The following is a 12,748-nucleotide window of genomic DNA, read 5'->3' on the forward strand; positions in this document are numbered from 1 at the left end:
GCGCGCCGACTATATCTGCGACTGCCAGGACTACATCAACTTCCACCTGACCGGCCGCATGGTCGCCAACATCACCAGCGCCTCGACCCGCTGGCACTACGACAGCCGCACCGGCTACGCCACCGGCCTGCTCGACAAACTGAACCTGAAGGCCCTGCTCGACCGCTGGCCGCGCGAGGTCCTGCCGCTCGGAACCGTGATCGGCGGCCTGACGGCGGCGGCTGCCGATCACCTGGGGCTTCCCGCCGGCATTCCCGTGGCGCAGGGCGGCTCCGACGCCTTCATCGGCATGATCGGCATGGGCGTGGTCCAGCCCAACCGCCTCGCCATGATCACCGGCTCGTCCCATAACCACCTGGGCTTCACCGACACGGAAGTCCACGGCGCCGGCTTCTGGGGAACCTACCCCGATGCCGTGATCCCCGGTCTCCACGCGATCGAAGGTGGCCAGACCTCCACCGGATCGATCATCAACTGGTTCAAGAAGCTGATCGATTCGGGCATGACCTATGACCAGCTCAACGCGGAAGCCTCCGCCCTTCCTCCCGGTTCCGAAGGACTGGTCGTCCTGGACCATTTCCAGGGCAACCGCACGCCCTATACCGACCCCAACTCACGCGGAGCCATCACCGGCCTGACGCTCCGCCACGGCCCGGCGCACATCTTCCGCGCCATGATGGAAGGTGTGGCCTTCGGCACCGAACTGATCCTGGAAACCATGGGCGCCGCCGGCTTCACCCCCGAGGATGTCGTCGTCTGCGGCGGCTCGACCAAGTCGGATCTGTGGATGCAGATCCACGCCGACGTTTCCGGCCTGCCGCTCAAGCTGACCGCCGTTCCCAACGCTCCCATGCTGGGCAGCGCCATCCTCGCCGCCGTCGGCGCCGGCCACTACGACAGCATCGCGAACGCCGCCGGCCGGATGGTCCAGATCTCCCGCACCATCGAACCCGATCAGACGCGCCACGCCGCCTATGCGGGTCCGTATCAGGCCTACAAGGCGCTCTACCCGGCTTTGGCGGGCATCGCCCGCCCATAACACCAGCGCTGGAGGAGGTCCACGGTCACGTGGCTCTCCCCGGCGCCGACGCCGCTGAAATGCAGGAACGGTGCGTCCGGCTCTCCCAGATCGGACAGCACGCCGAAGGCGTAGCGCAGGTCTTCCAGCCGCGTGTAGTCGCTGGTGGTGGCAAGCGTCGTGATGCCGGCTCGCCGTGCCGCCATCACGCCATTGTACGAATCCTCGATCGCCAGACAGGCGTCGGCCGGCAGTCCCAGCCGTTCCAGCGCCAGCAGGTAGACGTCGGGAGCCGGCTTCTTGGCCGCGACCATGTCGCCCGCCGCGATGACCTCGAACAACCCGGTCGCACCTGCGCCCAGCGCCTCGTCCAGCAGGATCTTGACGTTGGGCAGGCTGGTGGTCGTCGCGATGGCCAGCCGCATGCCGGCAGCCGCCGCCTCGCGGATCAGCCGTTCCACGCCGGGCCGCAGACGGACCCCGCCGCCGCCCATGTTGCGGACATAGCGCGCGGTCTTTTCCTGATGGAGCTGGCCGACGATGTCGCGCACCCGTTCGGCGTCGGCGGGTCTGTAATGGCTGATGAAGTGCCTGATTCGCTCCTTCCCGCCGGTAATCTTCAGCAGATCGGCATAAACCGCCCGGCTCCAGTGCCAATCCAGGCCGAAATCGCCGAAGGTCTCGTTGAAAGCGCGCCGATGGGCCTCCTCGGTCTCGGCCAGGGTTCCATCGACGTCGAAGATCAGAGCTTGAAACGTCATGACCGCCTTCCTCCCGGATCTTTCCAGTTCGATCTTTGCCGGGATTATGCAGGTCATATTAGGCTATGCGAAGCGAAACCGGACGGTGCGGAAAACGCGCCTGCCCGACCGAACGTTTCCAAAAGCCCCCGTATAATCATACGTTGGTTTAGGTGCCAATAATTTCTCATACCAGCATAATGGCCGCCCATCCGGAACGCGTCGGGAGAACCGTCATGGCGATGTTCAGCACCGGTTTCGACAGATGAACGCCATTGTAAAGAACGGGACCTGCGTCGCAGCGGCCAGTCCGGTCGTCTTCATCGTCGATGACGACAGGTCGGTCCGGGAAGCGCTCAGCGCGCTGTTCCGGTCGGTCGGCCTCCGCGCCGAGCTTTACGGGTCGGCGATGGAATTCCTCAATGGCCGGCGTCCGGATGCCGCCGGGTGCCTCGTCCTCGACGTCAGGCTGCCGGGACTGAGCGGGCTGGATTTCCAGACGCAGCTCGCGGCGTCCGGCATCCACCTGCCGATCATCTTCATGACCGGCCATGGCGACATACCGATGTCGGTGCGGGCGATGAAGGCCGGGGCGGTGGATTTCCTGGCAAAGCCCTTCCGCGAGCAGGACATGCTCGACGCGGTGGCCGCCGCGATCGAATGCGACGCCAGACGCCGCCGCGACAGCGAGGCCCTGTCCAGCCTCAAGTCCATGCTGTCTTCCCTGACGCCGCGCGAGCGCGAAGTGCTGGAGCATGTCACATCGGGGCTGATGAACAAGCAGATCGCGGCGATGCTGGGATTGAGCGAGATCACGGTCAAGATCCACCGCGGCAACCTGATGCGGAAGATGGGCGCCAGATCGCTGGCCGATCTGGTCCGCAAGGCCGAAGCGCTGGGGATCGGTGCGCCGTCGGACCTCGCGATGGCATCGCTGGCCCAGTCCTGAAAACGGGACATAACGGCTTCCCGCCGCCATTGGCTTGCCAATATCGCGATGCGGAATACGATTGTCCGGCATTCAGGAACGAGAGATCCGCATGAAGACCAATGGCCATGGCGTCAAGACGATCAATCTGGCGCTTCAGGGGGGAGGCAGCCACGGCGCCTTCACCTGGGGCGTGCTGGACCGCCTGCTCGACGAACAGCACCTTGTCATCGAAGGGATCAGCGGGACCAGCGCCGGGGCGATGAACGCGGCAGCACTCGCCCAGGGCTGGACGCGGGGTGGCAGGGCCGGCGCCAAGGCGGTGCTCGACCAGTTCTGGCATCGGACGGCGGAGCTGTCGCAGTTCAACCCGATCCGCCGCAGCTTCGTCGACCGCCTGCTCGGCCGCTGGAACCTGGACAAGTCCCCGGTCGTCGGGGCGGTCGAGTGGTTTTCCCATCTGCTGTCGCCGTACCAGAGCAACCCGCTCGGCCTCAATCCCCTGCGGACCGTCCTGACGGAACTGATCGACGAACCCGACATCCAGGGGTGCTCCGGGATCAAGCTGTTCATCGCCGCGACCAATGTGGAGACCGGCCGCGCCCGGGTATTCTGGCGCCATGAAGTGACGCTGGACGTGCTGCTCGCCTCCGCCTGCCTGCCCTTCACCTTCCAGGCGGTCGAGATCGGCGGCGTGCCCTACTGGGACGGCGGCTATATGGGCAATCCCGTGATCTGGCCGCTGATCTACAACTGCGGCAGCCGGGACATCGCGGTCGTCCAGATCAACCCGCTCGAGCGGAAAGGCACGCCGAAAACGGCCATCGAGATCGTCAACCGCGTCAACGAGATCAGCTTCAACGCATCGCTGATGGCGGAAATGCGGGCCATCGCCTTCGTCCAGCGCCTCGTCGCCGACGGCAGCCTGATCGGCGAGGAAAGCAAGCGCCTGAAGCATATGAACATCCACATGATCGGCGACGAGGAACGGTTGAGCGCGCTGGGCGCCACGAGCAAGATGAACGCCGAACTGGACTTCCTGCTTCACCTCAAGTCGCTCGGCCAGAATGCCACGGACGGCTGGCTGAAGGAGAACTGGGGCCATATCGGCAACCGGTCGAGCATCGACGTCAGAAGCGTCTTCCTGACCGCGGAGCCGTCGTCGAGCCCTTCGGCCTCCTCCGGGCCGGGCGGTCCGTCCCTGGTGCTGCCCCATGACGACTCGCCCCATGACGACTCGCCCCATGACGGCTCGCCGAATCCCTGACGCTTTCAGCCGGGAGGTGCTGCCGGCTTCAGCGCGTCCCTGAGGTGCCGGATTATAACTTCGCTATCGAATGGCTTTTCCAGCAGACAGACGGCGCCGGCCGCCAGCACGCGCTGGCGGACGGTATCGCTGCTATAGGCGCTCATGAACAGGATCGGGATCGCGCAGTTCCGGGCGATCAGGGTTTGCTGCAACTCCATCCCATCCATGCCCGGCATCCGCACGTCGGTAATCAGGCATGCCGCCTGCCGGTCCATGCCGGCGGCCAGGAACTCGGTCGCCGACGCGAAGACGCGCGTCCGGTAGCCGAACGATCGGAGCAGACTGCCGGTTGCGATACGAACGGCCTCATCATCGTCGACAATGGCTATCAAAGGGCAGTCCGGCATCCGCATCGCCTTAAGACGCATGCCGCGCACCTCCGGCGCACGGCCGATACTCCGACGGCGCGCAATGTCGCTCACCGATGGAATCACACGCAAGTCTGGCACGGAACCTCAAGGAAAGGCTCTAAAACCTAAGTATATCCCAGTAAAACTAAAACAGCGCAGAGCCAAACCAGTGCCGAATGTGAGGCCTCCGGCAACTAATATATCATTCACGATACCGGAACGAACTGGAGGAAGTATCGTGGAACTAGCCGGCAGACTGCTCACCGACGATACGGGACTGGCACTTGACGCTGCCGAACTCGATCCGCCGCCCGCGCGCGGCGGCTTGGCGCCTTGGCAGGAGCGCCGCGCGAAGGAACTGATGAGCACCCATCTGGCCCGTCAGATCCCCTTGGCCCTGGTCGCCGGCGAGTGCCGCCTGTCGGTCAGTCACTTCGCCCGCTCCTTCAAGCAATGCACCGGCAAGCCGCCGCACCGCTGGCTGCTGGAAAACCGGGTGGAACGGGCCAAGGAACTTCTGCTCGACCCGGAAGTGTCCCTGGCGGAGGTGGCGCTGGATTGCGGTTTCTCCGACCAGAGCCACTTCACGCGCGTCTTCTCCCGCACGGTCGGAACCAGCCCCGGAACCTGGCGCCGCATCCGGCTGAACCGGCTTCCCCACGGCTGCGGCACCCCGTCTCCGTCCAGCTCCCAGTCCAACCTTCGTTTCGAAAGTCAGGCGGTAGCCTGAACGCCCGCAGCCGCATCCATGTGGAGAACCCGGCACGGCGGAACACATGGGCATGATCCGGTTTGTTATCCTGAACGCGCACGACCAAAAAATGGCGGGAGGGAAGAAGGAATGCCGGATCAGAAGGGCCATCCGCTGCTCAGCGGCGGAACGATCATCCCCAAGGACAAGATCGTCACCGCCGAGGAAGCCGTCCGCCTGATCCGCGACGGCGCCACCGTGGCGACGGGAGGCTTCGTCGGGATCGGCTTCGCCGAGGCCATCGCCGTCCAGATCGAGAAGCACTTCCTCGACCAGGGCCGTCCCCGCGACCTGACGCTGATGTATGCCGCCGGCCAAGGCGACGGCAAGGGAAGCGGGCTCAACCACCTGGGCCACAAGGGACTGGTCCGCCGCGTCATCGGCGGGCACTGGGGGCTGTGTCCCAAGCTCCAGAAGCTTGCCATCGACAACGAGATCGAGGCCTACAACCTTCCCCAGGGCGTCATCAGCCACCTGTTCCGCGACATCGCCGCCGGCAAGCCGGGCACCGTCACCCGCGTCGGCACCGACACCTTCGTCGATCCGCGCCACGGCGGCGGCAAGATCAACGCCGGCACGACCGAGGACATCGTCGAGATCGTGACGCTGGGCGGCGAGGAATACCTGTTCTACAAGGCGCTCCCGATCGACGTCGCGATCCTGCGCGGCACCAGCGCCGACCCCGACGGCAACATCACGATGGAGAAGGAGGCGCTGGTCCTGGAAGCGCTGGCGATAGCGACCGCCGCCCGCAATTCCGGCGGCGTCGTCATCGTCCAGGTCGAACGCATCGCCGAGACCGGCAGCCTCAACCCGCGCCTCGTCCGGATACCGGGCATCCTGGTGGACTGCGTCGTCGTGGCGAAGCCGGAGCACCATTGGCAGACGTTCGGCACGCCCTACAACCCGGCCTTCAGCGGCGAGATCCGGGTGCCGATGCGTGCGATCCCGCCGATGGAGATGGGACCGCGCAAGATCATCGCCCGCCGCGCCGCGTTCGAACTGCGCCCCAACAGCGTCGTCAACCTGGGGATCGGGATGCCGGAGGGAATCTCGAACGTCGCCAACGAGGAACAGACGCTCCAATACCTGACGCTGACGACCGAGCCGGGCACCATCGGCGGCATGCCGGCGGGCGGGCTGAACTTCGGCGCCGCCAGCAACATCCAGGCGCTGGTCGACCAGCCGGCCCAGTTCGACTTCTACGACGGCGGCGGGCTGGACATGGCGTTCCTCGGGATGGCGCAGGCCGACCGGGAAGGCAGCGTCAACGTCAGCAAGTTCGGTCCCCGGCTGGCGGGTGCCGGCGGTTTCATCAACATCAGCCAGAACGCCAAGAAGGTCGTGTTCCTCGGCACCTTCTCGGCGCGCGGCGTGTCCAAGTTCGTCGACCGGGTGGAGCACCGCACCTTCAGCGGTCCGCTGGCGGTGCGCCGCGAGCAGCCCGTCCTCTACATCACCGATCGCTGCGTCTTCCGCCTGACCGCCGAGGGGCTGGAACTGACCGAAGTGGCGCCCGGCGTCGATATCGAGCGCGACATCCTGAACGAAATGGCGTTCCGCCCCGCTATTTCCGGCGATCTGGCCCCGATGGACCCCCGGATCTTCGAGCCCGGCCCGATGTATTACCGGGAGGAATGGCTCAGCCTGCCCCTTGAATCCCGCCTGACCTACGAGCCGTCGGAAAACCTGTTCTTCATCAACTTCGAAGGCTTGTCGATCCGCCGGATCGAGGATGTCGACAACGTTCGCCGCGCGGTCGAGCAGCGGCTCCAGCCGGTCGGACGCAAGGTGCTGGCCATCGTCAACTACGACAACTTCAGGATCCTGCCCGAACTGCTGGACGCCTATACCGACATGGTCAAGGGACTGGCCGACCGCTTCTATTCCGGCGTCACCCGCTACACCACCAGCGCTTTCATGCACATGAAGTTCGGCGACGCCCTTCAGCGCCGGTCGGTAGCACCGCACATCTACGAGAGCCGGGAGGAGGCCGAGCGGTACTTGCAGGATCTCACGTGACCTGGCCTCAGGGATCCGCTTCGGACTCGTCGACGAACCCGATGCCGTGGAGGACGGCCGCCCCCGCCTGGGGGTAAGCCTGCTCCAGCCGTTTCACGTCGTAGCCGTAGTGGACCAGCGCTTCGCCGACCTTGGCGTAGCGGGTTTCCGCTTCGCCGATGCTCGACGCCGCCACTTCGAACAGGATGTCGGGCCGGTGCCGCCACAGGGTGGCGGTCATGCCGGCCAGGACCTCCAGCTCCGCCCCGTCGACGTCGATCCTGACCATATTGGGTGGCGGCAAGCCGAGATGGGAGGCAAGCCCGTCGAGCGTCAGCACGGGAACCGGCCTGTTCGCCGCGGCCGCGCCGCCCGTCCGGTTGGCGGCGCCGGCCGCCGCCGTCACGATGGTGATGTTGTCGAAGCCGTTGAGCGTTGCGTTGGCCTTGATCAGGTCGGCGTTGGCCGGGACCGGCTCGATCGCGATGACCCGGCCTGCCGGGCCGGCCAGCTTGGCCGCGAGGAGCGAAAAGAACCCGACCTCCGCCCCGACATCGATGAAGCATCCGCCAGCCGGCAGCCGCCGGGCGATATGGTTCTGGAAGTCCGCTTCGTGACGGCCCGAGAGATAGCGGAGCTTGGCGCCTTCCAAGTCCATCCGGATGCCCCCGGCCGGCCCCGGCCCGCGTATCGTTGCGGAAAGAGGAACTCCGCTCCGCCGTGCGACCCCGGCGATCAGGCGGCCGATCCATCCCACGAGCGCCATGCGGAGTCCTCCGGTCAGAGCCTCTTCTGATATTTGAGCGTGAACGGTATTGATTTCGGCGCAACTGTTTTTTCGGAATGCGGTCGAAGTCAATGAATACTACATCCGGAAGCATTACTTGCCAGTTCACCGTGACCGGATAAGCCAGGCAGCACCGGCGCCCAGCGCCATCGTCAGCACGCCGGCCAGGATGAACAGGGTGCCGAAGCCCAGGCCGTGGGAGATCGGGCCGGCGAGGATCGGTCCCAGTCCCTGCCCCAGGAAGAAGCACGATGCGAACAGCGCCAGCGCCGATCCGCGCGCCGACGGCGCCAGTTCGGTCGCCTGGGTCTGCATCGTGTTGTGCAGCATGTAGAAGCCGAAGCCCGCCACCACGAAGATCCCGGCGATCACGGTCCAGTGCAGCGGCAGCGCCACCGAGACATAGGCCAGCCCCGCCACCAGCCCGCCGATCCGCATCATGCCCCACTGCCCCAGGCTGCCGACCAGCCGCCGGACCACCATGCTGTAGAAGATTCCGCCGACCGCGAAGCACGAGATGGCGATGCCGGCCTCCATCGCGCCGCTCGCCCCGTGGGGGACCAGCATGGGCGCCACGAAGGGAAAGACGCCGAAGATCAGGACGCCTTCGCCCAGCACCGTCGCGAAGACCAGCAGCGACCGCGGGTTTTCCAGCACCGTCCGGTACCGTGCGATGGACCCGGACAGGGACAGCTCGCCGCGCGTGGTCTCGCCCTTCAGGAAGACCGTCGCCATGACCAGCGCCGCTCCCGCCACCACGGCCGATACGCCGAACACCGCGCGCCAGCCAGCCACCTCCGCCAGCGCGCCGGAGATCGCGGACCCGGCAAGCTGGCCGGAGATCACCGCCACCAGGAAGCGGCTGATCGAGAACTGGCGCTCGGCATAGGCGACGCGGTCGCCGATCAGCGCCATCGATGCCGGGATGATGCCGCCGGCGAAAGCGCCGGCGAGCGCCCGCGCCGCCAGCACCGTTCCGTAGCCGGGCGCCAGAGCGGACAGCGCCAGGGCGACGGTCAGGACGGTCAGCGATATCCGGATCAGCCGGGTCTTGCCGATGGCGTCGCCGACGGGGCCCAGCACCAGCTGCATGATCGCGTAGGGCAGCGTATAGGCGGACGCCAGAAGTGCCGCCTCGCGCAGGGTGACGTCGAGGTCGAGCGCCAGGACCGGCAGCAGCGGATCGGCGGAGCGAAGCGACAGCGCGCTGGCGAACCCCGCCAGCCCCAGGATGAAGATGAAGGGCATTCTCAGGAACCTTGACCCGTCGCGCTGTCCGCCGCTCGATCCGCCACGACGGCGCCGACATGGCGGTCGCGGCCGGCCGCGATGCCGAACACGGCGGCGACGCAGCAGATGCAGATGAAGAGCGTGCTGACGGCCTGCCAGCCGCCCGCCCATTCATGGAGCACGCCGACGCCCAGCGGCCCCATCGCCGCCAGCGTATAGCCGACGCTCTGCGCCATGCCGGAAAGATGGGCCGCGACATGGGCATCGCGCGACCGCAGCACGATGATGGTCAGCGCCACGGCGAAGTTGCCGCCCTGCCCGATCCCCAGCAGGACCGCCCAGATCCAGACGCTGCCGAGCGGCGCATGGAACAGACCGAGCAGGCCTGCCAGCGTGGAAACCATCAGCAGGACAGCCGCAACGCTTTGGCTTGGACGCCGGGTCGCCAGCAGCGGCGACACCAGAGCGGCCGGCACCTGGATCAGGATCGAGCAGGATACCACCAGACCCGCCATGACGGGGTCCAGCCCCCGGTCGCGCAGCATCGGCGCGATCCAGCCGAACACCATATAGGCCACGGCGGATTGCAGCCCCATGTAGAGCGTGACCTGCCAAGCCAGCGGATCGCGCCACAATCCGGTGACCTTGACCACGCGCGCCACGGCCGAAGCAGCCCCGGTACCGCCGCCCGCCGTCCCCCGCCGGGGTGGCGCCGTCGGCAGCCAGACCGCCGCCGCCACGAGAGCCGGGATCGCCCAGACGGCCAGCGCCGCCGGCCAGCTTCCGCCCATCGTCTGCTGCAAGGGGACCGACGATCCGGCGGCGAAGGCGGCGCCGGCGCATAGCGCCATGGTGTAGACGCCGGTCATCAGGCTGGCCTTATCCGGGAAGTCCCGCTTGACGAGGCCCGGCAGCAGGACGCCGATGATGCCGATGGCGGCGCCGGCCACGATCGATCCCGCCAGCAGTCCCGGAAACGACAGGGTGCCGCGCAGCGCGGTCCCCGCCGCCAACACGATCAGGAAAGCCAGGATGGCCCGTTCGGTTCCGAGCCGCCCCGCGATCCGGGGAGCCATGAAGCCGAACAGGCCCAGGCACAGCACCGGCGCTGTCGTCAGGATGCTGGCGCCGACCGCGGTGATGCCGGTGTCGCGGATCACTTCCGGCAGGATCGGCCCAAGGCTCGACAGGGCCGGGCGCAGGTTCAGCGCCACCAGCATCAGGCCGATCGCCAGCAGCACCCCGTGCCGACCACGGGCCGGGGCCGGCTGCGGCGCGTCCTCGGCATCGATCAGAAGATCGTCGGCCAGGGACGGCTTGCGATCGTCTGACGCCAACTTGTTCATCTGGATGAAACCCACTGTTGCGGACAGGACGGGCCACGCGTCAGCGTCGCACCCATGCTCTGAAAGTGGGTAACATCAACCGGCGGAAAGACCGGTATGCTATTTCCGCAGGCCGGTCAGTGACGGGTGGACGGTATGCCGTCCAGCACTGTTACCGGTAAGCCCATGAAAAGGTCGGTGTCCTCGTCGTCGACCAGGGCGCTGTACTGCGGCAGCGGCAGCAGCGTCAGCACCGACACGGTGCCCCGGCTGTCCAGATCGCAGATCGCAACCCAGTTGCCGAAGCCGATCGCCAGCGCCGCGACTTCCGGCATGCCCATCTCCACCAGCTCGCGGGTGATGGCTTCTTCCAGGCTGTATATTTCGGCGCTGCTCAGATGGGCGTCGCGCACGGCTGCCGGATTGGCCGGCCAGACGATCCGCTCGACGATGACGTCGGCGCTGTCGGAAGCCGCCTTGGCGCCCTCGTCCCAAAGTTTTTCATCGACAAGAAGCAAGACCTGGATGCCTTCGAGATGACCGTCGGTCTGGCACACGGCGACCTGTCCGGCAGCACGGGCGACGGCGAACCCCAGGTTGGATACTGCCGCCTTGCCCTCGGCCGCAAGCGCTTTCACGGCGGCCAGGATTTCGTTGCGGGTGGTTTCCGGCAGCGCCGCGAATTCCCGATCGGCCGGGGAGAGGAACTCAACATCGAACATCTTGATCTCACCGATTTCGCGCTTGGCGGGGCGTTGCGGGATAGTCATCGTCGTATCGGAGCATCAGGCCGCAAGACGGTCCGTCCGGTGCTCATGGAGGAGTTTGCACGCGAAGCGGCGCGCTTCCATGAGGTCGCTCCGGTAACCGGCGACGGCGCCGTTCAGCAGGACCGCCCACCGGCTCTGGAAGCCGGCGGCTTCGTAGCTGAAACCGACGCGCTGGCCGGCGGCTTCCGCCATGAAGTTCAACGCCGTCAGTTCGATCCAGGTGGTTCTTTCGGTCACAGGATTCTCCGGTGTCGTCATCAGCCGTATTCCATCGGCCCTCATGTGATGGAACTTTGCGCAGTTAATGGTTAACGATCCCTGAAGCTATTGCGTGACCCGAAGCAGTAGTCCCAAAGGACAGTCCAATACCTGAAATCAATTCGTCTGGGTGGTGCGCAGGCGTTGCGCATAGATGTTGATGACCAGCGCCGCAAGCAGGATCAGACCACGGATCAGTATCTTCAGGAAACTGTCGATATTGATATGGTCCAGGCCATTGTTGAGCACGCCCAATACAAGCAGGCCGACAATGGTATTACCAATGCCGCCGCGACCGCCGAACAGGCTGGTGCCGCCCACCACCACGGCGGATATGGCGTCGAGCAGGTAGCTGTCGAATTCGTTCTGCTGGGCACTGCCGAAATAGGCGACGCCGACCATCCCGGCGACTCCGGAACAGACGGCCGAGATGATCATGACGGACGCGATGACCAGCCGGACGTTGACGCCCGAGTACTCGGCCGCTTCCCGGTTGCCGCCGACCATGTAGACGTACCGGCCGAACCGGGTGTATTGCAGCACCAGATGGCCGACCAGCAGGAATGTCGCCGCGACGATCACGACATAGGGAATGGGACCGAGCGCCTTCTGGCCCAGCGTCGCGATGAAGGGCGGCACCGCATAGGCGATCTGGCCGCGCACCAGCATCGCGCAGATGCCGGCGCCGATCTGGAGCATGGCCAGCGTCATGATGAAGGACGGTATGCCGATCCGCGTCACGCCGAAGGCGTTGACGCCCCCCAGCAGGAAGCAGGTGAGCAGCGCCAGCAGGATCGCGGCATAGCCCGGCAGCGGCACGTTGGCGATGTTGGCGTAGGAGTCCTGGAGCGTGAAGTATGCGACCACGATGCCGGTCGCATTGGCGACGCTGGCGACGCTCAGATCGATTTCCGCGCAGAGGATCACATAGGTGAGCCCGACCGCCATGATCGCCGTGATCGAGATCTGGTTGAGGATATTGCCGAAATTGTCCAGCGTGGCGAAGGACGGGCTTGCGATCGAGAAGAAGACGACCAGGAACAGCAGCGTGATGAACGGCGCTATATTGCTGAGCCGGCTGCGCAGCCAGATCGTCATGCGCGACGATTTGGGCGGGTCCGTCTTATCCGACGCGGCGGTTTGGGCACTCATTGCTTTTCCTTTGGATCGGGTCCTTTGACGTGCGGGCGGGTGTTTGGGCGCGGCCCAAACAAAAGGGTGGAGGGAGGGTGGTTGGGGCCCGGGGCCACACACCGTAAAAAAAACAGCCAAAAAACCCCG

The 12,748-nt window shown here is 65.9% G+C and carries 13 protein-coding genes; 5 read left to right on the forward strand and 8 right to left on the reverse strand.

Annotated elements, in window-relative coordinates:
- Positions 1–1,039: FGGY-family carbohydrate kinase (locus AC5JJ6_RS21800; RefSeq protein ID WP_496044074.1), on the forward strand; the 1,039-nt coding region annotated here is incomplete at its 5' end.
- Here AC5JJ6_RS21800 and AC5JJ6_RS21805 read toward each other — a convergent pair.
- Entirely contained in the window at positions 1,006–1,779 is a 774-nt protein-coding gene (locus AC5JJ6_RS21805) for an HAD-IA family hydrolase (protein ID WP_496044075.1), read from the reverse strand. The genes AC5JJ6_RS21800 and AC5JJ6_RS21805 overlap by 34 nt on opposite strands.
- A 244-nt stretch (positions 1,780–2,023) precedes the next feature.
- Between AC5JJ6_RS21805 and AC5JJ6_RS21810 the strand changes: the two genes are divergently transcribed.
- Positions 2,024–2,707, forward strand: coding sequence for a response regulator transcription factor (locus tag AC5JJ6_RS21810; RefSeq protein ID WP_496044076.1), 684 nt, complete (start codon positions 2,024–2,026; stop codon positions 2,705–2,707).
- 91 nt (positions 2,708–2,798) lie between these two features.
- The gene (locus AC5JJ6_RS21815; protein ID WP_496044077.1) at positions 2,799–3,953 is read left to right on the forward strand and encodes a patatin-like phospholipase family protein; all 1,155 of its coding nucleotides are present in this window, start codon (positions 2,799–2,801) and stop codon (positions 3,951–3,953) included.
- Positions 3,954–3,958: 5 nt separating this feature from the next.
- Here AC5JJ6_RS21815 and AC5JJ6_RS21820 read toward each other — a convergent pair whose 3' ends face one another.
- The gene (locus AC5JJ6_RS21820) at positions 3,959–4,363 is read right to left on the reverse strand and encodes a response regulator transcription factor (RefSeq protein ID WP_496044078.1); all 405 of its coding nucleotides are present in this window, start codon (positions 4,361–4,363) and stop codon (positions 3,959–3,961) included.
- Positions 4,364–4,583: 220 nt separating this feature from the next.
- On the opposite strand from AC5JJ6_RS21820, the gene AC5JJ6_RS21825 reads away from it, so the two are divergent.
- Both AC5JJ6_RS21825 and AC5JJ6_RS21830 read left to right on the forward strand, forming a co-directional pair.
- Complete coding sequence (locus AC5JJ6_RS21825) at positions 4,584–5,075, forward strand: helix-turn-helix domain-containing protein (protein WP_496044079.1); 492 nt, start codon at positions 4,584–4,586, stop codon at positions 5,073–5,075.
- Positions 5,076–5,186: 111 nt separating this feature from the next.
- On the forward strand, positions 5,187–7,118 hold the full coding sequence (locus tag AC5JJ6_RS21830; RefSeq protein WP_496044080.1) for an acyl CoA:acetate/3-ketoacid CoA transferase: 1,932 nt from the start codon (positions 5,187–5,189) through the stop codon (positions 7,116–7,118).
- A gap of 7 nt (positions 7,119–7,125) precedes the next feature.
- On the opposite strand, the gene AC5JJ6_RS21835 is transcribed toward AC5JJ6_RS21830, so the two are convergent.
- From AC5JJ6_RS21835 to AC5JJ6_RS21860, 6 genes are all read right to left on the reverse strand, one after another.
- The gene (locus tag AC5JJ6_RS21835) at positions 7,126–7,863 is read right to left on the reverse strand and encodes an FkbM family methyltransferase (RefSeq protein ID WP_496044081.1); all 738 of its coding nucleotides are present in this window, start codon (positions 7,861–7,863) and stop codon (positions 7,126–7,128) included.
- A 126-nt stretch (positions 7,864–7,989) separates the two neighbouring features.
- Positions 7,990–9,132 (reverse strand): MFS transporter, encoded by a 1,143-nt coding sequence (locus tag AC5JJ6_RS21840; RefSeq protein ID WP_496044082.1) that lies wholly within the window; start codon positions 9,130–9,132, stop codon positions 7,990–7,992.
- 2 nt (positions 9,133–9,134) lie between these two features.
- The gene (locus tag AC5JJ6_RS21845; RefSeq protein ID WP_496044083.1) at positions 9,135–10,451 is read right to left on the reverse strand and encodes a CynX/NimT family MFS transporter; all 1,317 of its coding nucleotides are present in this window, start codon (positions 10,449–10,451) and stop codon (positions 9,135–9,137) included.
- Positions 10,452–10,576: 125 nt separating this feature from the next.
- Positions 10,577–11,209, reverse strand: a complete 633-nt coding sequence (locus tag AC5JJ6_RS21850) for a hypothetical protein (protein ID WP_496044084.1) — start codon at positions 11,207–11,209, stop codon at positions 10,577–10,579.
- Between the two features lie 15 nt (positions 11,210–11,224).
- Positions 11,225–11,446, reverse strand: coding sequence for a hypothetical protein (locus AC5JJ6_RS21855; protein WP_496044085.1), 222 nt, complete (start codon positions 11,444–11,446; stop codon positions 11,225–11,227).
- A gap of 138 nt (positions 11,447–11,584) precedes the next feature.
- The gene (locus AC5JJ6_RS21860; RefSeq protein ID WP_496044086.1) at positions 11,585–12,619 is read right to left on the reverse strand and encodes an ABC transporter permease; all 1,035 of its coding nucleotides are present in this window, start codon (positions 12,617–12,619) and stop codon (positions 11,585–11,587) included.
- Positions 12,620–12,748: the final 129 nt, after the last annotated feature.

Source organism: Skermanella sp. (assembly GCF_059503625.1).